This window comes from Pseudomonas sp. Z003-0.4C(8344-21) (genome assembly GCF_900104975.1).
Taxonomy (GTDB): Bacteria; Pseudomonadota; Gammaproteobacteria; order Pseudomonadales; family Pseudomonadaceae; genus Aquipseudomonas; species Aquipseudomonas granadensis.
This window is the reverse complement of the sequence record NZ_LT629756.1, coordinates 3,439,617-3,461,348: the sequence shown is the minus strand read 5'-3', so window position 1 is coordinate 3,461,348 and position 21,732 is coordinate 3,439,617. Positions and strand designations below refer to the sequence as shown.

The following is a 21,732-nucleotide window of genomic DNA, read 5'->3' as shown; positions in this document are numbered from 1 at the left end:
GATATGGCAGGGACGCTCGTAGCTTCTATCTTGAGAGTGCAGCCATGTCCTTGCGTAACCTGAATATCGCGCCCCGTGCCTTCCTCGGTTTTGCCTTCATTGCTTTATTGGTCGTCGTGCTTGGCGTGTTTGCCGTCAATCGCATGTCGGTCATTCGCCAGGCGTCGATCGATATGAATTCGACGCAACTGCCTAGCGTGACCCATCTCAGCGTGATAACCGAGAACGTCCTGCGGATGCGCATCCTCTCGTTCCGCGTGTTGGTCAATCGCGAGCCTGCCGCGTTGCAGGAAGCCCAGACGCGTATCGCCGTGCTGGTTGAAAAGGCGCGCAAGGCACAAGCCGCTTATGCCGAACTGCCTGCCGGTCCGGAAGAACGTGCGCTGTACCAGACGTTCTCGACCACGCTGGACAACTACGTTCAAGCGCAGAACCAGATGCTCGAGTTGTCGCGCCAGGACAAAATGGATGAGTTGCGCGCGCTGATCAACACGCGCATCAAGGAAGGCACCGACCAGATGGGCGAGCAGTTGAACAAACTGATCGCAATCAATGCCGCCGATGCCAAGACCGCGTCGACTCGCGCCGGCGATTATTACGACAGCGCCATTACCGGGATCATCATTGTCGCGGTGATTGCAGCGCTGGCCACGGTGTTGCTGGCCTGGCTGTTGACCCGCAGCATTGTCACACCGCTCAACCGCGCGCTGCTGGCGGCGCAAACCATCGCCGCTGGCAACCTGAGCAAAGCCATCGAAGTCGACGGCAAGGACGAGCCGGCGCGCCTGCTCGAAGCCCTCGCGGCGATGCAGGTCAATCTACGTCAAACCATCGAACAGATCGCCGGTTCCGCCACGCAATTGGGCGCGGCCGCCGAAGAACTCAGCGCCGTGACTGAAGAAGCCTCGCGCGGTTTGCAGCAGCAGAACAACGAGATTGAACAGGCTGCCACTGCCGTCAACGAGATGACCGCCGCCGTCGAAGAAGTCGCGCGCAACGCCGTGTCGACCTCTGAAGCGTCGAACCAGTCGACCCACGCCGCCCGTGAAGGTCGCGATCAGGTGGTGAAAACCGTCGACGCGATCCAGACCATGACCCACGACGTACAGAACACCGCGCAGATGATTGAAGGTCTCGCCGCACAGGGTCGCGATATCGGCAAAGTGCTCGATGTGATTCGCGCCATCGCCGAACAGACCAACCTGCTGGCGCTCAACGCCGCGATCGAAGCCGCGCGTGCCGGTGAAGCCGGACGAGGCTTTGCCGTCGTCGCGGACGAAGTCCGAGCGCTGGCCCATCGCACCGCGCAATCGACCCAGGAAATCGAAAAAATGGTCGCCGGCATTCAGAACGGCACCGGCGAGGCGGTTTCGTCGATGCAGCAAAGCAACCAGCGCACCCAGATCACCCTGGAAATGGCCCGTGCCGCCGGCGTCGCGCTGGAGCAGATCACCCAGTCGATCCACCAGATCAACGAGCGCAACCTGGTGATCGCCAGCGCCTCGGAAGAGCAGGCGCAAGTCTCCCGCGAAGTCGACCGCAATCTGGTCAACATCCGCGATCTGGCCACGCAGTCGGCGGCCGGCGCCAACCAGACCAGCGCAGCGACTCATGAACTGTCGCGTCTGGCCGTGGATTTGAATGCGATGGTGGCGCGTTTCGTGATTTGAGATACGGTGAAGGCTGGAAACCGCGCAATCAGGAGACGTACATGCGCTATTCAGCCTTGACCCAACGCATTGCCGGAGAGGGCGCCGCCGCCTGGCAGATCCACGACCGAGCGTTGGCATTGCGCGCCGAGGGCGTTGATATTCTGCTGTTGAGCGTCGGCGATCCGGATTTCGATACGCCGCTGCCGATTGTCCATGGCGCGATCGACAGTCTGCTGGCTGGCGATACGCATTATGCAGATATTCGTGGCCGGCTCGAGCTGCGCAGGCTGATTGCCGAGCGCCATTGCCAGCGCAGTGGTCAGCGCGTTGATCCTGACCAGGTGATTGTCTTGCCCGGCGCGCAATGCGCGGTGTATTCGGTGGCGCAATGTCTGCTTGATCCCGGCGATGAAGTGATCGTCGCCGAACCGATGTACGTCACTTATGAAGGCGTGTTCGGCGCGTGCGGCGCGACGGTCATTCCAGTGCCGGTGCGCCCGGAAAACGGCTTCCGCGTCGACCCGGCCGATATCGCGGCGCGTATTACTTCAAAGACTCGCGCCATGTTGCTCAACAGCCCGAACAACCCCAGCGGTGCAAGCTTGCCGCTGTTGATCTGGCAGGAACTGGCGGCGCTGTGCCTGCGCCATGACCTGTGGCTGATCAGCGACGAGGTCTACAGCGAACTGCTTTACGAAGGCCGGCACATCAGCCCGGCGAGCCTGCCGGGCATGGCCGAGCGCACGGCAACGATCAACAGCCTGTCGAAATCCCATGCCATGACCGGATGGCGCATTGGCTGGATGATCGGGCCGACACCGCTGGCCGAGCATCTGGTCAACCTGTCGCTGAGCATGCTCTTCGGTCTGCCGGATTTCGTGCAGAAAGCCGCGCAGGTTGCGCTGCAAAGCGATCTCCCGGAGGTGACGCAGATGCGCGAGGAATATCGCCTGCGCCGCGATCTGGTTTGCGAGCGTTTGCGCGGCTGCCCGGGCCTGCATCCGATCAGGCCGGATGGCGGCATGTTCGTGATGGTCGATGTGCGCCAGACCGGTCTCGGTGCCCAGGCGTTTGCCGAGCGATTGCTGAACGGTTATGGCGTCTCGGTACTGGCCGGTGAAGCGTTCGGCCCGAGTGCGGCGGGGCATATCCGCATTGGCCTGGTGGTAGATCGGGTGAAACTGGCCGACGCCTGCGCGCGGATTGCCTTGTGTGCGGCGCAGCTTTTACAGGCGCGCAGTGCTTGATGGTCCCCGGCCGTAACCCACGCACTGATCGTTCCCACGCTCTGCGTGGGAATGCAGCCCGGGACGCTCTGCGTCCCCTTACAAGCTGGAACGCGGAGCGTCCCTTGAGGCATTCCCACGCGGAGCGTGGGAACGATCAGTGGAAAGGGTTCACTAGATTCGCCGGCTTCTTGCCAGCCAACGCCGCCAGCAGATTCTCCACTGCACACCGCGCCATCGCCTCGCGCGTTTCATGGGTCGCCGACCCCATGTGCGGCGTCGCCACCACATTGTTGAGTTGCAACAACGGCGAGTCATGACTGAGCGGTTCACGCTCGAACACATCCAGCCCCGCGGCACGAATGCGCTGATGACGCAGCGCGTCGATCATCGCGGTCTCATCCACCACCTTGCCGCGTGAGATATTGATGAAAATGCTCTCCGCACGCATCAAGGCAAACTGCTTGGCGCCGATCAACTTTTCAGTCTGCGCCGTCAGTGGCAAGGTCAGGCAAATGAAATCGGCCTGTCTGAGCAAGTCCTCGAGGCTGCGGTATTGCGCCTTGAAGCGTTCCTCGACGGCGGGTTTGCGCGACTGGCTGTGATAGATCACCGGCATGCCGAAGCCAAAATGGCCACGCTGGGCCAGTGCCTCGCCGATGCGGCCCATGCCGATGATGCCGAGTGTCTTGCCATGCACGTCAGTGCCGAAATGTGCCGGGCCGATGTTGCGGCTCCACTGGCCGCTGCGCACCATGTTGGCGAGTTCGACCACACGCCGGGCCGCCGCCAGAATCAAGGCGAAACCGGTGTCGGCGGTGGTTTCGGTGAGCACGTCCGGGGTGTTGGTCAGCAGGATCCGGCGACGACTGAGGTAATCGATGTCGTAGTTGTCGACACCCACCGAAACACTGGCAATGGCTTGCAGTTGCGGCGCCAGATCGAGCAACGAGGCATCGAGTTTAAGACTCGCACCGAGCAAGCCGTGGGCGCGGGGCAGGGCGTCACGTAGTTGCATCAGGCCGTCGGCGTCGAGGCTTTCGATCAGCGTGACTTCGAACTGCTCTTGCAGACGCGCCATGAGCGCGGGCGACAGCTTCTTGTACAGCACGACGTGTTTTTTCATGACAAAGTCCTTTCAGGAATGCGCCGGCACGCGTGGCGTGGCAACGGCTTTAGCGACGACGCGGTCACTGGCGCCGGGCTTGAGAAAAATCGTCAGCACCACCGACAGCAGCAACGCACCGCTCATCAACAGATAGGACGCGCCCGGCGAGCCGGTGGAGCTGTTCAGGTAACCGACCAGATACGAGCCGCCGAACGAACCGAGCGCGCCCATGCTGTTGATCAGCGCCATGGCGCCACCAGCGACGTTGGCCGGGAGGATCTCCGGCACGATCGCGAAGAATGGCCCGTACGGCGCGTACATGCAGGCGCCGGCGATCACCAGCAGCGTGTACGACCACCAGAAATGTTCTGCGCCGAGCGCATAGGAGCCGTAAAAGGCGATGGAGGCGATCAGCAGTGGCGGCCAGACGAAGCGTTTGCGCTTCTGCAATTTGTCCGAACCCCACGACACCGCGAGCATGCCGATCACCGCCGCCAGATACGGTAGCGCCGACAGCCAGCCAGCCTCGATCATGTCCATCTGAGCCCCTGCCTTGAGGATCGACGGCAGCCACAACACGAAGCCGTAAACCCCGATGCTCCAGCAGAAAAACTGCAACGCGAGAATGATCACCTTCGGCGAACGAAACGCTTCGGCGTAGTTCTTCACGGCTTTGATGCCGACCTGTTCTGCCGCCAGTGCGCTTTCCAGATCGTGCTTTTCCTGATCGCTGAGCCACTTGGCCTGGGCCGGACGATCATCGGCCAGACGCCACCAGATAAAAGCCCACAACACCGCCGGCAAGCCTTCGATGATGAACATCCAGCGCCAGCTGAAGTGCTGCACCAGATAACCCGAAACCACGGACATCCAGAGCATCGTCACCGGGTTGCCGAGGATCAGAAAGGTGTTGGCCCGAGATCGTTCGGCACGGGTGAACCAATGACACAGGTAGACCAGCATCGCCGGCATCACGGCCGCTTCGACCACGCCGAGCATGAAGCGGATGACGATCAGCCAATACGCGTTGGAGACCACGCCGGTCAGCGTCGCAAGGCCGCCCCATAGGATCAGGCTGACGAAAATCAGCTTCTTCACGCTGTGCTTTTGCGCGTAGACCGCACCGGGCACCTGGAAGAAGAAATAACCGAGAAAGAACAGCGCTCCGAGCAAAGAGGACAGGCCCGGCGTGATCATCAGGTCTTCGGCCATGCCGGAAGCGGCGGCGAAGCCATAATTGGCGCGATCGAGATACGCCAAGCTGTAGGTGATGAACACGATCGGCATGATGTACCACCAGCGGCGGGTGGCGAGGGTAGCGTTTTTCATGGTCTTGCTCCTGAGCTTGTTGTTTTTGTCGCAGCAGGTTCAAACAATGGGCAGCCTGTCAGGGCCTCATCGCCAGCAGGCTGGCTCCCACGGGGTTAGTGGTCGACACAATCCCCATGTGGGAGCCAGCCTGCTGGCGATTGGCGGCCTCAAATTCAACCGATAATTCCAGGCGAGTCGGTAACCCCTCCATATCCCCACGACTCTGCACCGCCCGACTGCCAATCCAGTTCGCGCGTTGCACCGCCTCGGGAACACTCTGATGCTCGAGCAGGGCGCTGATCAGCCCCACTGCAAATCCATCGCCGGCACCGACCGTGTCGATGACCTGAGCCACAGGCACGCCAGCGACAAAACCCTGGTCCAGCTGTGTGCGGTAGTAAGCGCCTTGCGGGCCGAGCTTGATCGCCACCGCTTCGGCACCCTGATCGAGATAGAACGCAGCAATATCCGCCGGGGTTTCAAAACCGGTCAGCAAGCGGCCTTCGCTCAAACCCGGCAAAACCCAATGGGCGAGGGCGGCGAGGCGGTTGATCTCGCTGATCATCTCGCGCTCGCTGGCCCACAGGCTCGGGCGCAGATTGGGGTCGAACGAAACGCTGCGCCCGGCATGGCGCATGCGGCTCATCAACTCAAAAGACAGTTCGCGCGCCGTGGCCGAGAGCGCTGGCGGAATGCCGGTGGCGTGCAAATGACGGGCGCTGAGCAAGTCCGCGGTGATCGACTGCGACGACAAATGACTGGCCGCCGAACCGCGGCGGAAATACTCGACCTGCGGGTCGCTGCCATCGTCATTGCGCGACTTGAACTGGAAGCCGGTCGGGTGCTTTGGGTCAACATCGACGTGGCTGCAATCGAGACCTTCCTTGATCAGGGTTTGGACCACGAAGCGTCCGAGCGAATCATCACCCACCCGGCTCAGCCAGGCGACATTGAAACCCAACCGCGAAAGCCCGATGGCCACATTGCTGTCGGCGCCAGCGATGCGTTTGTGAAAATGCTCGACCGCTGCCAGATCACCGGTCTGCTCGGCGACCAGCATCGCCATGGTTTCGCCGAACGAAAGAATATCGATCTCAGACATGGGCAGGCTCCAGACGCGATTGGCCGAGGCGGGCGAGGGCGGCGACGTGCTCGGTGGTCAGTTGCAGCAGATCATCGCCCTGCAACGGGTACTCGGCCGCGCGCATAACGCCTTGGGCCATGTGCCGCAACAGTTGCTCCCACAGATGCAGGTCACTGACGGCGGGCGGCACGGCGACGAGTTTGCCGTCGGCGCGACGCGCTACGGCTTTGCAGTGCACATAGCCGACATGCCGGCCGAGCAGGCGCGCGGCGCTGGTGGCGGACTGGTCCTGCCATTGCCAGTTGCCGATGTCGAAGGTCATCTTGATTGGCAGGTTGTGCTGTTCAACCGCAGCGAAAAAGCGTTGAAACGGTTCGATGCGCCCGCCGTACAAGGTCTGATCGTTCTCGACCAATAGCTGCACCGAGGTTTGTCGGAGACGTTCGGTCAGGGCTTGCAGGTCGTTGGTGTCGGTGAAGTAGCCGAGGGAGACTTTCAGCCACTTCGAACCGAACGCTTCAGCCTGTTGCAGTGCAGTGATCAACTCGGGATTTGGCTGTGCCTGCCCAGCAAGCCACAGCTCGGTCGGTGAAGAGTAAATGCTTTGCAGGCCCTGCGCCTGGGTGGCCGCAGCCAATTGCTGCGGGTCTTCGCGGGTGAGCAATTCTTCACGCCACTCGATGCGATTGGCGCCGGCCGCAGCCAGAACTTCGATGAAAGAGTCCTGACCGCGCTGGCGCACAAGCTCGGCGCCGTAGCTGGACAGACTGATGGAAACGGCAGGTTTGTTCATTGTTATTGACCTCTGAAACCGGTTTCATTTTTGTTCAAAAAAATATCAGTGAATTCTGTGTTGTTCTTGCGGATGCCTTCGCGAGCAGGCTCACTCCTACAGGTGACCGCATTCCAAATGTAGGAATGAGCCTGCTCGCGAAGGCGTCAGGTCAAACACCGCCAACCCCGCGCGTAGATCCACGCTCAACCAGCACCGGCGCAAAATCCACCACCCGCGCCAATTCATCATCCCCACGCAAACGCGTAAGCAAACATTCGAACGCCCGCGCGCCAATCTCCTGCGTCGGCTGCGCCAGCGCAGTAATCCCGCTGCCCACCAGCGGATACCAATCCAGATCATCCAGAGCGATCAGCCCGATATCCTCGAACAGCCGCGAGCCGATCGCCCGCAATGCAGTCGCAGTTGACAGCGCGGCCACACCGTTGGCGCAGAACAACGCTTTCGGCCCATCCCCAGGAGTGTTTAAAAAAGTTTGAAGTTGCGCTTGCAGATCATCACCGGTTTCCAGCACCGCCCCGGACAGGTCCGGACGCTGGGCAATCTGTGCATGAAAACTGCTGACCCGCTCGATCCGCGAGCTGGTGCCGTCATACGGTTCGGTGACCAACACCAGATCGCGATAACCGCGTTGTTCAAGATGTGCCAACGCCATTTCTACTGCCTGTGGATTGTTCAACCCGACCATATCGCTGTCGAGCCCGTCCACCTTGCGATCCACCAGCACCAACGGCATCTCGCGGCGCAATTCATGCAATTCGTCACGGTGGTGGCCGAGGGTGTTCACGATCAGCCCCTCGATGTTGTACGAGCGCAGCAGCGCCAGATGCTGGCGTTCCTGCTCGTCATCGCGATCGGTGTTGCACACCACCAGGCTGTAGCCATGCGCACGACAGGCGGTTTCCACCCCGTGCATCACGGCAATTGAATAGGGGTTGCGGATGTCGGCGACCAACATGCCGATCAGGCGAGTGCGCCCGCGCTTGAGACCACGGGCCATTTGGTTGGGGCGGTAGCCGAGTTCGGCGATGGCACGCTCAATGCGCAGGGCGATGGCCTCGGAGAGCAGGGCACGATCATCGCCGATAAAGCGTGACACGCTGGCTTTGGATACACCTGCGCGTTCGGCGACGTCGAGCATGGTTATGCGGCTGCGCTGCGCAGTGAAGAAATCGTTCACGGCTAAGTCTTCTTATGTATGAAACCGGTTTCAGGAGACACCAATTTCTTTACTTGCGTCAAGTGAAGACCCGTTAGGGCTTGAAAAGTACATCGTCGTTTCCGACAGACGGCAGCTAAACCTGTCAGATCTGACAGTAGGCGAATGATTCGGACAGGTGCCTAATTTGCTCAACGGATCAGCAATCAGTCTCACAGGCTGAACTTACATAGACGTGATGGAAAGAAATCATGAGTCCAGTCGGTATTTCCACAACTAGCCCCTCGATCGGTGTATTGGCCGCACCACTATCAGTCGAGGGTGTCGATGGTAATGACCCGGATGGATACGTTCCCAAAGATATCTTGTTGAATGGAACCCGTATCGTCATCCCTCGCCCGGACGACACGGGGCCCAACGACCAATTGATGGCGTTCTGGGTTCAAAACTTGATCGAGACAACTATTTTTGACCAGACCTATCCCGCGGGAATTCCCGATCCTTTTGTTTACGTAGCCTTGACGCCACAACAAATGTCGATGGATGGTGTTGCGCAGGTTTATTACAAGTTATGGAAAAGAGGCGGTGGCAATTCTGATGAGTCGCCACCGCGCACGCTAACCATTGATCACACACCTCTTACAACTTTTCCGGAACCCGTGGCCATACATGCAACACTGTGGGGGTATTGGAATAATAATACGAAGCCTGCATTGACAACTGGTGGCACATTTCGAATTCGCTCTTTGAATAATATTGCGTTGCCCGGCGATGTCGCATGGATGACATGGAGGGGATATCGGACGCTCAATGGCGCTGGTCCGGAAGTGGCAGAAGTATATGGTCGGTGGGAAAAAACCCTTTCCGTGATAGACATAACAAATGGTTTCAACCATGTTGTGCCATTTCAAAAACACATCAGTCCACTATTTGACTCTGATTCCGGTGTCTTCGTCTGCCAATTGTTCAGAGGCGGCAAAATCATTGCCGAGTCTGAAAAAGGGTTAGTGAAAATTGATCAAGTTACGCCTGGTACACCTGGCCCTTTCGGCCTGAACTCGCAAGGAGAGACGATAATGGGAATTCAATTTGTAGATAAAATACAGCGACCGCTTTCTATCGGTGTTTCATCAGGCGTAGGGATTTTAGCGGATATCGCCATTGATACACTGGCGGATGGTTTTATCGCCAAAGCTGTACTGGATAGTCAGGTCTTGACCATCAATTTCACTCGTACGCCCGATGAATTGAATGGTGACAATCTTGATGTCCAATACCGTGAAAAAGGGGAACCGGACTGGACTGATTTCCCAAACACCATTGAGCTTGGCCCGGTTGCCGGCCGGCCGAATGGCACCATCCCACTGCCGTTGAATGCCGCGCTGTTCGCTGAAAAAGCTACCTCTTCCGGTCCGACTGTCTGGGAACTCATGATCAAGCTTTACAAAGGTGGAGGCGGTAACTCGGAAGACTCCAATACGCTGGAATTCACGGTGGATCAGCTCGCACCGGTTAATACAAAAAACCCTCCCAGAAGAATAAAGCCGACGCCAGCTCCGGTCTTTGTCAATGGCACCCCGCTTCCGTTTCGCAATATCGACACGGCCTGGATTACTGCTAATCCGAATATGAATTTCACGGTGAATGTAGGTTATTTCGGACGTCGTATCGACGACAATTTAACCGTCTGGTTAACCTCAGGTACGCAAGTAGTAGAAGTCTTCAGCGATGCGATTCCTGCGGCCGGTACTTTTGATATTCCCAGCAACGAGTTACTTGTATTCCCGAATGGTCGCGTCAACATAAAATATCGCTGGGATGACTGGCTTGGTAATCTGGGCGAGGAGTCTACTCCTACCCCCGTTCTGACGTTGGTATTGCCGCAGGCGCCATTGGCCAATAAAGCACCGCTGGTGCCGGCAACCGACCCGAACTATATGGAATCGCTCTCGTGGGAAAACTTCGAAGGCGGTGTTAACGTTACGGTCATTGTAGAAAACCTGCCTATTCAATACGCAGAACCTGGCGATCAAATCTACGTGGTTATTACGGACCCCGCTGATGTCACCAATTTTTTCGAAACGCCAAAACAGCCATGGGCTAACGCTAACTTGAGTTTCGATCTTACCTTTGCAGCGCTTGATCAGATATTTAACGGTGACGATAAGCCGAAGGATGTCACAATTCACTATGAAATAGAGCGCGCCGGCCTCACCCAAAACGCTGTTTCACCTTCCGCGACCATTATTCTGAAGTTCGACATTGCGGGTGTAGTACCACCAAATCCTCCTGATCTGGAGAATCCGGATCTCCAACTTCCGATCGTACAGGGGGTTTCCAAAATTGATAACGTAGTGGAATCTGATGATCGCGACAAGCCGGGCACATTCAAGGTAGTGAACGCTCTTACGGATCCGGATATAGAGCCGGTGCATACCGTCAAGTGTTTTCTGGGAAGCTCTACCTTACCTTTTGCGGAATTTAGTCCGCTTGCCGCTGTATCACAATTTGAGATTCCCATCCCGGCAACTGAAATGGCCAAGTTGACACCGCCAAGCGTTACAGCTCGTTACTTTATTCAAAAGACCGGAGTCGACAAAAACGTTAACAAATCATTGCCGCAAACAGTCGAAGTCAAGCAGATTCCGGTGCTCCTGCCGGTACCTACGATCAGAATCCGTAATCCTGCAAATCGCGACTATATCGAGTGCTACGCGATGGTCAGTCCTACGAGTGGTTATATCCTGGGACTGAACATCAGCAAAGATCCGCTGCTGCCGGTAGGCACTGTTATCACCGCACACTTTGAAGCGCACTCGAATGCCACGGGTACTGCGCTGATTCCCAATACGAAGGCCTCGGCGCCTTATACCATTCAGGGGCCGACCGTGCCTGATGTCGCCAGAGTGGGCACGGCTGCACACTTCAAGGCAGCACAGCCCAAGCGAGGTGCGCTTGCATGGGGCAAGTACTGGTATGAAGCCCAGGGTGGCCTGCAAGCCTCAATTCCAGTCATCAAGCCTCTGGATACTATCAATAACAGCTTCCAATATTGCGATCTGACAGTAGCGCCAGCGTAGGGCTGCGATAAGTAAAGTAGTTCAGCGGGAGAGAGGTCTTTGCGTCTCTCTCCCGCGCGCGCGGCTTTTTCAGTGAAAGTCAACGGGAGGTTGAACATGCCTGCACTCTGTAAGGATAAATCGCGGTGCATTTAAGGATTATTCCTACATTAATTATTTTCCGTAGTCATTAGCCTGTCGGACGTTTTTTAGTTGGCGCTCGCGACACTACCGAAAAAACAGACGTCGTGATCGCAGAATGAGGAAGTATCCATATGTCCATATATTTAGGCTTCAGGCACCCGAACACTCTTAGACTGATGATGGCTGCGGCATTGATCGCTGCGCCCCAGGCTCACAGTCGCACCTTGCTGCCAGGCGAGAGTGAAGTAGTTACCAATCCACCGGCGCCAGAAGCATGGAGCGTGTCCCAAGGTGGAACGCTGACCATCGACAACGCGACGGCGCTGACCATCGGTTCACAAAGTGCCAATGTCGTCTTCAACGGTGGCCAGAGCCAGCGTATCAATGCAAACGCCTCTTCGTTGAAAATGTCCGGCGCTACGGTCAATAGCGCGACGGGACGGGGAGCTATCCAGCTACTCGACAGCAACGCGACGATCGACAAATCGATTATCACCAGCACCAACAGTTTTGGGCTTTTGCTGGGACGTAACCTCAGCACCCCTGCATCCTCCACTGCCACCATTACCGGCAACAGTGTCATCACCGGGGCGATCGGTGGGGTACAAGCGGTAGGTTTCGCCGTGCTGAACCTTACCGACTCTACTGTCGTCGGTACCGGCGCAAGCAGTTATGGTGTGCAGTTGGGTGGCGCGAAACTTTCAGCGACGGGCAGCACGATTACCGGCGCACAGGATGGCCTGCAAATCGTAACCGACACGGTCGGCGTCAATGCCAGCACCGTGACACTCAATGATACCCGCGTGACCGGTGGCACCGGGTCGGCCATTGTATTGGGCTCCTCCGGCAGCGCCGGGACTGTCGCCAGCATCAATATCAGCGGCAATTCCGTACTGATCGGTGGCGATGGCAATCTTTTGCGAGCAGCCAACCGTTCAACAGCCAACCTCACCGTTGATGCAAGCCAGCTGAAAGGCAATGTCGTGGCCGAGACGGGCAGTTCGATCTCCTGGCGGATGCAGAACGGCGCCGCGCTGGAGGGGGATCTGCAGAATGTGACGCAAGTCAGCCTGGACTCAGGCAGCACGCTCAATGGCAATGTTCTGTCCGTTGCAGGAACGGCGTCAAATGTCAGCCTGAACAATAACGCCCGTCTTACTGGCAACGTGGAAAACGTTGTCGGGTTATCGCTGAACAATGGCAGCCAGATGACCGGCAATGTACTGGCTGACGCCAGTGGCCTTGTTGACCTGGACAACGGTTCGGCGCTCAACGGTAATGTCCAGAACGTCTCAAGCCTGGTGCTGAACCACGGCAGCAGTCTCACCGGCGATGTCAGCACAGCTGCCAACGGTGGCGTGCTGCTGGACAATGCTTCTGTGCTGACCGGTCAGGTCAACAATTCAGGCAGCCTGACTGTCAATAATGCTGCCCAGTGGGTAATGACTGGCGACAGCACCGTGCAACGTCTTGCGCTGGACAACGGCGTTGTTCGCATGGGCACGAACGAGCAGTTTCAGCAATTGAATATCGGCGACCTGTCTGGTCGCGGCACCTTTGTGATGGGCACGGATCTGGGCAACGGGTCCACCGATTTTCTGAATGTCACCGGTAATGCCAGCGGTCAACACCAACTGCAAATTGCTGCCACCGGCACTACGCCCGTTACTGCCGAAGCGGTGAAGATCGGCAATATTGCCGCCGGCGACGCCAGTTTCTCGCTGGGTGGTCGCGAAACGGTGGACGCTGGTGCTTTTGTCTATCGGTTGAAACAGGACGGCCAGGGCCTTTTCCTCAACCCGGACAAGGAAACCGTCAGTACGTCGAGCAACACCGCGCTCGCGCTGGCAGGGAGCGCGCGCAGCGTATCGAACGCGGAGATGAACATGCTCAATACGCAAATCGGTGATCGTGGGCTCAGTATCCGACCTGATGCTGCAATGCGGGCAGCCAGTGACAGCGACACGACCAAGTTGAGTAACAGTGTCTGGGTACGCACTTATGGCAACCAATACAACGTCAAGAATGCCTATGGTGATGGCTACACACAAAATCAGACAGGAATTACCGGTGGTGCCGATACCACGGTAGTCGTCGGCGGACGCGATGTTCTGCTGGGCGGTTTCGTCGGTTCCAGCCGCACCGAGATGGACCTCAAGTACGGTTCCAAGGCAACGGTCGATAGCTTGAATGTCGGTGTTTACGGCAGCACATTCGATACCGAGAGCGGTGTGTTCGTCAACGGTATGCTCAAGCTCAACCAGTTCGACAACAAGGCAAAAGTCACCATGAGCGACGGCACACGGGCCAAAGGCGATTACAAGTCGCTAGGCGCGAGTGCTGCCGTTACCGTTGGCAAGCACATCCGCTTTGCCGACAACTGGTTTCTCGAACCGCAGGTCGGCGTATCTACCGGCGTCACTCAGAGTGACAGCTATAAGTTAGACAACGGCCTAAAAGTCAAAGCGGACACCATGCGATCCGTACAAGGAAACATTGGGGTCCGGGGCGGACGTTTGTTGGCACTGGAAGGTGGCGCCTTGCTGGAGCCCAGTGTTTCGCTGGGGGCAAACCATGAGTTCGTCAAAACCAATGAGGTTAAAATCAACGAAGACAGTTTCAACGATGACCGCGCCAGTAGCACGCTGGAATACCGTGCCGGGCTGAAATGGACACCTGCACAGCGAAATTGGCAGGTGGCGGGCGAAATCGGCGGTGGTACGGGCAATACTGTCTCCCAGGACTGGAGTGCGAGCCTGAGATTGAGTCATTTTTTCTAAATTGAACGAGATGGAAAAGCCCTGGCAATGCCGGGGCTTTTTATTGGAAAGCGACTTCAAAAGACTCAGCCGAACAATCCGGCGGCAATGTTGATCGAGAATCCCAGAATAGCCGTATTGAAGACAAACCCGATCAATGATTGTGCCAGCACGATCTTGCGAATATCCCTTGTCGCAACTCCCACATCCGACGTTTGCACGGCCACGCCGATCGTGAACGAAAAGTACAAAAAGTCCCAGTAATTGGGCGTTGTCAGCCCTTCGGCAAAACGCAAAGCCGGTTCCGTGCCGCCCCAGGTGTAATACAACCTCGCGTAATGCACGCAGAAAATCACGCCGATGAGCAGCCATGAACCGACCACCGTGAGGGCGGTGAAGCCGTAGTGCAGAAGTTTGAGCCTCGTTTCCAGGTCCTTGTTGCCGGCCAGTTCGAGGGTGATGGTCGCCAGGCTTGCCAACGCAGCGATGCAAACCATGAATAACACCAGTCCGGCATTCTCGTCTTCGATCTCAGCGATGCGTTTAACGTCCGGTGCCTTGGCGCGCATGGTGAGCCACAGCATCAGGATCAGGTAACTCCAGACGCCGACGTTCCAGCCGATGAGAGTTTTGCTGACGACGGAGTCGGCGGGGGCCAGCAGGCCGGTGGCGAGGCCGAACAGCGCGGCGGCAGAGAGACGCGGGTGGGTGCGGGCGAGGAAGCGCATGAGAGCTCGATGGGCCGTGATGGTTTGGACACATTAGCCCAGCGATGACGGACATGACCACATCGTCGAATGTTTGCAAAATCCCTGTGGGAGAGAGCCTGCTCGCGAAAGCATCGATACATTCAAAATTGATGTTGACTGATCTGGCACATTCGCGAGCAGGCTCGCTCCACAATTGGGATCAGTGGGGCTTGGTGAATCGTTGTACGAGATTTATCACAACAACAAAGAACACCGGCACGAAGATGACCGCAAGTGTCGCGGTGATCATCCCGCCGATCACTCCAGTACCAATGGCTTGCTGACTCGCCGAACTGGCACCCGTGGCGATAGCCAGCGGCACCACGCCAAGAATGAACGCCAGCGACGTCATGACGATTGGCCGCAACCGCAAGCGCGCTGCCTGCAATGTCGCATCGATCAGGCCGTGGCCTTCGTCATACAGACTTTTGGCGAACTCGATGATCAGGATCGCATTCTTCGCCGACAGGCCAATGATGGTTATCAGCCCGACCTTGAAGAACACATCGTTGGGCATGCCGCGCAACGTCACGGCCAACACCGCGCCGAGCACGCCCAGCGGCACGACCAGCAACACCGACGTCGGAATCGACCAGCTCTCATAAAGCGCCGCCAGACACAGAAACACCACCAGCAGCGACAAACCGAGCAGGATCGGCGCCTGGTTGCCGGACAAGCGTTCCTGCAGCGACAGACCGGTCCATTCCTGGCCCAGGCCTTTCGGCCCTTGCGCAACCAGACGCTCGATTTCCGCCATGGCCTCACCGGTACTGTGCCCCGCTGACGGTTCACCGGAAATCGCAATCGCCGGATAACCGTTGTAGCGAGTCAACTGCGCCGGGCCCTGAATCCAGTTGGCCCGCACGAACGCCGACAACGGCACCATATGCCCGGTGTTGTTGCGCACATGCATTTTCAGCAGATCGTCGACCTGACTGCGTTGGTCGCCTTCTGCTTGCACGACAACGCGCTGCATCCGACCTTGATTGGGGAAGTCGTTGATGTAACTCGACCCCACCGCTGTCGACAGGGCGTTACCTATGTCCGCGAAGGAAACGCCCAACGCGTTCGCCTGTTTGCGATCAACGACTAGCTGAACCTGTGGTGCTTCGGCCAACGCGCTTTCGCGCACATTCATCAGCACCGGGCTTTTTTCTGCGGCAGCGAGCAATTCGCTGCGCGCCTGCATCAACGTCGCATGGCCGAGCCCGCCACGATCCTGCAAACGGAACTCGAAACCGCTCGATGTACCGAGACCATCCACGGGCGGTGGCAGGACCGAAAACGCCATGGCGTCCTTGACTTCACTCAAGGCGACGTTGGCGCGATCGGCAATCGAACTGGCGGAATCTTCACTGCCGCGCTGCGACCAATCCTTCAACGTCGAAAACGCCAAGGCTGCGTTCTGGCCGCTACCGGAGAAACTGAAACCGAGAATCACCACACTGTCACTAATACCCGGTTCGCCGGCGTTATGTGCTTCAAGCTGCTCGGCCACGGCCACCGTACGATTCTTGGTCGCACCGGGCGGCAGTTGAATGTCGGTAATGGTGTAGCCCTGATCTTCCACCGGCAGGAACGAAGAGGGCAGGCGCGCGAAGCAAAACCCCAGTCCGACCAGCAGCACGACGTAAATCAGCAGGTAGCGACCGCTGCGTTGCAGCGCATGGCCGACCCAGCCCTGATAGCGGTCAGTCAGTTGCTCGAAGCGTCGGTTGAACCAGCCGAAGAACCCGGACTTTTCGTGATGCTCGCCTTTGGCAATCGGCTTGAGCAGCGTGGCGCACAATGCCGGGGTCAGGGTCAGGGCGAGGAATGCCGAGAACAGGATCGACGTCGCCATCGACAGTGAGAACTGCTGGTAAATCACCCCGACCGAGCCCTGCATGAATGCCATCGGAATAAACACTGCGACCAGCACCAGCGTGATACCGATGATCGCTCCGGTAATCTGCGTCATGGCTTTGCGCGTGGCCTCCTTGGGTGACAAGCCTTCACTGGCCATGATCCGCTCGACGTTTTCCACCACGACAATGGCGTCGTCGACCAGAATGCCGATCGCCAGCACCATACCGAACATGGTCAACACGTTGATCGAGAAGCCCAGCGCAAGCATGGTCGCAAAAGTGCCCATCAGTGCCACTGGCACTACCAGCGTCGGGATCAGCGTGTAACGCACGTTCTGCAGGAACAGGAACATCACCGCAAACACCAGCAGCATCGCTTCGCCAAGGGTGTAAACCACCTTGGTAATCGAGACTTTGACGAAGGGCGAGGTGTCGTACGGGATCTTGTATTCAACGCCTGCCGGGAAGTAGCGCGACAGTTCATCCATCTTCGCCCGCACCAGTGTTGCGGTGTTCAGCGCGTTGGCGCCCGGCGACAGTTGTACGCCAACCGCTGTCGAAGGCTTGCCGTTCAAGCGGGTACCGAACTGGTATTCCTGGCTGCCGATCTCGACTCGCGCGACGTCGCCGACGCGCACGGTGGAGCCGTCGCGATTGGCCTTGAGCACGATGTCGGCGAACTCTTGCGGCGTCGATAACTGACCTTTCACCAGAATGGTTGCGGTGATTTCCTGCGACGCCGGTGACGGCAAGTCACCGATACTGCCGGCAGAGACTTGCGCGTTCTGCGCGACGATGGCGGCGTTGACATCGGCGGGCGTCAGGTCGAAAGCGATCAGCTTCTGCGGATCGATCCAGATGCGCATGGCCCGTTCTGCGCCATACAGCTGAGCCTTGCCGACGCCCTCCAGACGCTTGATCTCGTTCATCACGTTGCGCGCCAGATAATCGCTGAGCGCGACGTCATCGAGCTTGCCGTCACTGGACGTCAGGGTGATCAGCAACAGGAAGCCCGAGGAGACTTTCTCCACCTGCAGGCCTTGCTGGTTGACCGCTTGCGGCAGGCGCGACTCGACCACTTTGAGACGGTTTTGCACATCGACCTGCGCCAGTTCCGGGTTGGTGCCGGGCTGGAACGTGGCTTTGATCGTCGCGCTGCCGAGGCTGCTTTGCGATTCGAAGTACAGCAGATGATCGGCGCCGTTGAGCTCTTCTTCGATCAGGCTGACCACGCTTTCGTCGACAGTCTGCGCCGAGGCGCCGGGGTAAACGGCATAGATCTCGATCTGCGGCGGCGCGACATCAGGGTATTGCGCCACCGGTAATTGCGGGATGGCCAGCGCTCCGGCCAACAGAATGAACAGCGCGACGACCCAGGCGAATACCGGGCGATCGATGAAGAACTGCGGCATAAAAAAGCGTCCTGCTTACTGACCCGAGGTCTGGGCAATGGGAAGAGGGCTGTCGTCGATCTGCACAGTTTCGCCGGGGCGCGCGTGTTGCAGGCCTTCGACGACGATGCGGTCGCCGGCCTTGAGACCACTGGTGACGATCCAGCGGTTGTTCTGCACGGCGCCCAGTTGCACGGGTTGCTGGGCGACGCGCATCTGGTCATCGACAATCAGCACCTGGGCGATGCCGGCGCTGTCACGCTGTACGGCGCGTTGCGGCACGGTAATGCCATTGGCGATCGTTGCCTGTTCCAGACGTACGCGGATGAAACTGCCCGGCAGCAAGTCGAGATCCGGGTTGGGGAATTCGCTGCGCAGGATGATCTGCCCGGTGCCCGGATCGACGGTGATGTCGCTGAACAGCAACTTGCCCGGCAGCGGATACAGGCTGCCGTCGTCCTGGATCAGGGTGGCTTTGACTTGATCCTGACCGACTTCCTGCAATTGCCCGGAGCGGAACGCACGGCGCAGTTCGTTGAGTTCGCGGGTGGACTGGGTGAGGTCGGCGTGGATCGGATTGAGTTGCTGAATCAGTGCCAGCGGGGTGGTTTCGTTCTGCCCGACCAAGGCACCTTCGGTCACCAGCGCGCGGCCGACGCGACCGGAAATCGGTGCCGTGACGGTGGCATAGCCGAGATTCAGTTTCGCCCGTTTCACCGCTGCTTTATTTGCCGCCACGTCGGCTGCGGTCTGCCGGGCATTGGCGCGGGCGTTGTCGTAGTCCTGAGCGCTGATGGCCTTATCGTCGATCAGCTGCGCATAGCGCTGCTCTTGCAGTTTCGCCTGAAAGGCATTGGCTTCAGCCTTGCGTAGCGCGGCTTCGGCGCTGTCGAGGTCGGCCTTGAAGGGTGCCGGGTCGATGCGAAACAATACGTCGCCTTTTTTCACGTCGCTGCCTTCGCGAAAGGTCCGTTGCAAGACCACACCGGCGACCCGAGCGCGGACTTCGGCAATCCGTGGCGCGGCAATGCGCCCGCTGAGTTCGCTGCTGAGCGTCAGGGGATGCGCCTCGACCGTCTCGATACGCACCGTAGCCGGTGGCGCCTGCACCTCGGCGTCCGACGACGAATCACAGGCGCTCAACGTCAGCGCCAGCGCGATCAGGCCGAGCCCGGCCAGCAGTTTGTTCGACATGTACAACCCCCAATATTGAAGTCCGCATCCTACGGGCAGACGCCGAGATTAGCGGTGAAGCTTTGTAGGCGCTGTGTGAAATTGTGTAAGGGTTTTGCTCGGGGAGGGGTGAGGGCGTATATCCTGCAAGCCTTGAAATTTATTGCGACAGATAAAGCATCGCCAGCCTGCTGGCGATAGCGGTCGAACCGTCGCCACAGCATTCTCTGGATCACCCATGCCCAACATCCTCCTCGTCGAAGACGACACCGCCCTCGCCGAACTGATTTCCAGCTACCTGGAGCGCAACGGTTATTCCGTCAGCGTCATTGGCCGTGGCGACCACGTGCGCGAGCGGGCGCGGGCCAATCCGCCGGATCTGGTGATCCTCGACCTGATGCTGCCGGGCCTCGACGGCTTGCAGGTGTGCCGCTTGCTGCGCGCCGATTCGGCGACGCTGCCGATCCTGATGCTCACCGCCCGCGATGACAGTCATGATCAGGTGCTGGGCCTGGAGATGGGCGCCGACGATTACGTCACCAAACCGTGCGAGCCGCGCGTACTGCTGGCACGCGTGCGCACGCTGTTGCGCCGCAGCAGTCTGGGCGAGCCGCAAACGGTCAATGACCGTATCGTCATGGGCAATCTGTGCATCGACCTGTCCGAGCGCACCGTGACCTGGCGCGAACAACCGGTGGAGCTGTCCAGTGGCGAATACAATCTGTTGGTGGTGCTGGCCCGGCATGCAGGCGAAGTGCTCAGCCGCGACCAGATCCTTCAACGCCTGCGCGGTATCGAATTCAACGGCACCGACCGTTCGGTGGACGTGGCGATTTCCAAGCTGCGGCGCAAATTCGACGACCATGCCGGCGAGGCGCGCAAAATCAAGACCGTGTGGGGCAAGGGCTATCTGTTCAGCCGCTCCGAATGGGAATGCTGAGCTGATGTTTCGCATCCTGTTTCGCCTGTATCTGGTGACGATCGTCTCCTACAGTGCGGCGATCTATCTGGTGCCGGATCTGGTGGTGATGGCGTTCAGAGAACGCTTCGTCACGTACAACCTCGACTATTCGCGCGGTCTGCAATCGCTGATCACCCGCCAGTTTCATGCGGTGCCGCAGGATCGGTGGCCGGCGCTGGCGGCGTCGCTGGACAAGGATTTCCAGCCGTTGCACATCGTCCTCGCTCGAATCGATGACGCACAGTTCACTGACATCGAGCAGGAGCGCCTGCGCCGTAAGGAAAACGTCGTGCGCATCGGCGATTGGGGCTGGCGCACGCTGGCGGTCGCGGCGCTGGACGACACCACCGCGGTGAAGATGGTCGTACCGCCCGATCCAGTTGATGTCGATCTGCTGTACTGGAGCATCAATGTGCTGATCGGCGCGACATTGCTGGCGTGCCTGTTGATGTGGTTGCGCCCGCACTGGCGCGATCTGGAACGCCTCAAAGGCACCGCCGAACGTTTCGGCAAAGGCCATTTGAGCGAGCGCACGCATATCGCGCCAAGCTCGAACATCGGCAGCCTCGCGCATGTCTTCGACACCATGGCCGGCGATATCGAAAAACTGCTCAATCAGCAGCGTGATCTGCTTAACGCCGTGTCCCATGAACTGCGCACGCCATTGACGCGTCTGGATTTCGGCCTGGCGCTGGCGCTGTCCGACGACCTGCCGGCCGCCAGCCGCGAGCGCTTGCAAGGGCTGGTCGCGCACATTCGTGAGCTGGATGAACTGGTGCTGGAGTTGCTGTCCTACAGCCGTTTGCAGAACCCGGCGCAACTACCCGAACAGGTCGAGGTGGCGCTGGACGAATTTATCGACAGCATTCTGGGCAGTGTCGACGAAGAGCTGGAATCTCCTGAGATCGTCATTGATGTGTTGCTGCACGGTCAGCTCGAACGCTTTTCACTCGATCCGCGCCTGACCGCGCGTGCCATTCAGAACCTGTTGCGCAACGCCATGCGCTATTGCGAAAGCCGTATTCAGATTGGTGTGCAGGTCAATGCCGAGGGCTGTGAGATCTGGGTTGATGACGACGGCATCGGTATTCCCGACGATGAGCGTGAGCGGATATTCGAGCCGTTTTATCGGCTTGATCGCAGTCGGGATCGGGCCACGGGCGGGTTTGGTCTTGGCTTGGCGATCAGCCGTCGGGCACTGGAAGCGCAGGGTGGCACACTGACCGTCGAACCTTCGCCGCTGGGCGGTGCGCGGTTCAGGTTGTGGCTGCCGACGAAACCCTGATTTCCAAAGGCTAAGCAATACCTTGTGGGAG

General features: G+C 58.6%; 14 protein-coding genes. 6 read left to right on the top strand and 8 right to left on the bottom strand.

Annotated elements, in window-relative coordinates:
• Window positions 1–44: 44 nt before the first annotated feature.
• Both BLU24_RS15695 and BLU24_RS15690 read left to right on the top strand, forming a co-directional pair.
• On the top strand, window positions 45–1,670 hold the full coding sequence (locus tag BLU24_RS15695; RefSeq protein ID WP_093101760.1) for a methyl-accepting chemotaxis protein: 1,626 nt from the start codon (window positions 45–47) through the stop codon (window positions 1,668–1,670).
• 41 nt (window positions 1,671–1,711) lie between these two features.
• Window positions 1,712–2,899 (top strand): pyridoxal phosphate-dependent aminotransferase, encoded by a 1,188-nt coding sequence (locus tag BLU24_RS15690; protein ID WP_093101759.1) that lies wholly within the window; start codon window positions 1,712–1,714, stop codon window positions 2,897–2,899.
• 136 nt (window positions 2,900–3,035) lie between these two features.
• Here BLU24_RS15690 and BLU24_RS15685 read toward each other — a convergent pair whose 3' ends face one another.
• The 5 genes from BLU24_RS15685 to BLU24_RS15665 form a co-directional block, all read right to left on the bottom strand.
• Entirely contained in the window at window positions 3,036–4,004 is a 969-nt protein-coding gene (locus BLU24_RS15685; protein WP_093101758.1) for a 2-hydroxyacid dehydrogenase, read from the bottom strand.
• 12 nt (window positions 4,005–4,016) lie between these two features.
• On the bottom strand, window positions 4,017–5,315 hold the full coding sequence (locus tag BLU24_RS15680) for an MFS transporter (protein ID WP_093101757.1): 1,299 nt from the start codon (window positions 5,313–5,315) through the stop codon (window positions 4,017–4,019).
• 58 nt (window positions 5,316–5,373) lie between these two features.
• Window positions 5,374–6,399 (bottom strand): sugar kinase, encoded by a 1,026-nt coding sequence (locus BLU24_RS15675; RefSeq protein ID WP_093101756.1) that lies wholly within the window; start codon window positions 6,397–6,399, stop codon window positions 5,374–5,376.
• Complete coding sequence (locus BLU24_RS15670; protein WP_093101755.1) at window positions 6,392–7,174, bottom strand: sugar phosphate isomerase/epimerase family protein; 783 nt, start codon at window positions 7,172–7,174, stop codon at window positions 6,392–6,394. Before BLU24_RS15670 ends, BLU24_RS15675 begins: the two co-directional genes overlap by 8 nt.
• A gap of 151 nt (window positions 7,175–7,325) precedes the next feature.
• Window positions 7,326–8,354, bottom strand: coding sequence for a LacI family DNA-binding transcriptional regulator (locus BLU24_RS15665; protein WP_093101754.1), 1,029 nt, complete (start codon window positions 8,352–8,354; stop codon window positions 7,326–7,328).
• Between the two features lie 230 nt (window positions 8,355–8,584).
• Here BLU24_RS15665 and BLU24_RS15660 point away from each other — a divergent pair, with 230 nt between their 5' ends.
• Window positions 8,585–11,413, top strand: a complete 2,829-nt coding sequence (locus BLU24_RS15660; protein WP_172833275.1) for a hypothetical protein — start codon at window positions 8,585–8,587, stop codon at window positions 11,411–11,413.
• Between the two features lie 254 nt (window positions 11,414–11,667).
• Window positions 11,668–14,316: an autotransporter outer membrane beta-barrel domain-containing protein gene (locus tag BLU24_RS15655; protein WP_231990159.1), complete on the top strand. Its 2,649-nt coding sequence runs from the start codon at window positions 11,668–11,670 to the stop codon at window positions 14,314–14,316.
• Window positions 14,317–14,381: 65 nt separating this feature from the next.
• On the opposite strand, the gene BLU24_RS15650 is transcribed toward BLU24_RS15655, so the two are convergent.
• The 3 genes from BLU24_RS15650 to BLU24_RS15640 form a co-directional block, all read right to left on the bottom strand.
• A complete protein-coding gene (locus tag BLU24_RS15650) occupies window positions 14,382–15,023 on the bottom strand; it encodes a DUF1345 domain-containing protein (RefSeq protein ID WP_093101753.1) in 642 nt (213 codons plus the stop codon).
• A gap of 181 nt (window positions 15,024–15,204) precedes the next feature.
• The gene (locus BLU24_RS15645) at window positions 15,205–18,303 is read right to left on the bottom strand and encodes an efflux RND transporter permease subunit (protein WP_093101752.1); all 3,099 of its coding nucleotides are present in this window, start codon (window positions 18,301–18,303) and stop codon (window positions 15,205–15,207) included.
• A 15-nt stretch (window positions 18,304–18,318) separates the two neighbouring features.
• A complete protein-coding gene (locus tag BLU24_RS15640) occupies window positions 18,319–19,476 on the bottom strand; it encodes an efflux RND transporter periplasmic adaptor subunit (protein ID WP_093101751.1) in 1,158 nt (385 codons plus the stop codon).
• A gap of 217 nt (window positions 19,477–19,693) precedes the next feature.
• Between BLU24_RS15640 and BLU24_RS15635 the strand changes: the two genes are divergently transcribed.
• Entirely contained in the window at window positions 19,694–20,395 is a 702-nt protein-coding gene (locus BLU24_RS15635) for a response regulator transcription factor (RefSeq protein ID WP_093101750.1), read from the top strand.
• A gap of 4 nt (window positions 20,396–20,399) precedes the next feature.
• Entirely contained in the window at window positions 20,400–21,701 is a 1,302-nt protein-coding gene (locus BLU24_RS15630) for an ATP-binding protein (RefSeq protein ID WP_093101749.1), read from the top strand.
• Window positions 21,702–21,732 lie beyond the last annotated feature (31 nt).

Bases quoted from the DNA above. Each gene is read 5' to 3' on its own strand.
- BLU24_RS15695 (WP_093101760.1), top strand. From the start codon at position 45: ATGTCCTTGCGTAACCTGAATATCGCGCCCCGTGCCTTCCTCGGTTTT.
- BLU24_RS15690 (WP_093101759.1), top strand. From the start codon at position 1,712: ATGCGCTATTCAGCCTTGACCCAACGCATTGCCGGAGAGGGCGCCGCC.
- BLU24_RS15685 (WP_093101758.1), bottom strand. From the start codon at position 4,004: ATGAAAAAACACGTCGTGCTGTACAAGAAGCTGTCGCCCGCGCTCATG.
- BLU24_RS15680 (WP_093101757.1), bottom strand. From the start codon at position 5,315: ATGAAAAACGCTACCCTCGCCACCCGCCGCTGGTGGTACATCATGCCG.
- BLU24_RS15675 (WP_093101756.1), bottom strand. From the start codon at position 6,399: ATGTCTGAGATCGATATTCTTTCGTTCGGCGAAACCATGGCGATGCTG.
- BLU24_RS15670 (WP_093101755.1), bottom strand. From the start codon at position 7,174: ATGAACAAACCTGCCGTTTCCATCAGTCTGTCCAGCTACGGCGCCGAG.
- BLU24_RS15660 (WP_172833275.1), top strand. From the start codon at position 8,585: ATGAGTCCAGTCGGTATTTCCACAACTAGCCCCTCGATCGGTGTATTG.
- BLU24_RS15655 (WP_231990159.1), top strand. From the start codon at position 11,668: ATGTCCATATATTTAGGCTTCAGGCACCCGAACACTCTTAGACTGATG.
- BLU24_RS15650 (WP_093101753.1), bottom strand. From the start codon at position 15,023: ATGCGCTTCCTCGCCCGCACCCACCCGCGTCTCTCTGCCGCCGCGCTG.
- BLU24_RS15645 (WP_093101752.1), bottom strand. From the start codon at position 18,303: ATGCCGCAGTTCTTCATCGATCGCCCGGTATTCGCCTGGGTCGTCGCG.
- BLU24_RS15640 (WP_093101751.1), bottom strand. From the start codon at position 19,476: ATGTCGAACAAACTGCTGGCCGGGCTCGGCCTGATCGCGCTGGCGCTG.
- BLU24_RS15635 (WP_093101750.1), top strand. From the start codon at position 19,694: ATGCCCAACATCCTCCTCGTCGAAGACGACACCGCCCTCGCCGAACTG.
- BLU24_RS15630 (WP_093101749.1), top strand. From the start codon at position 20,400: ATGTTTCGCATCCTGTTTCGCCTGTATCTGGTGACGATCGTCTCCTAC.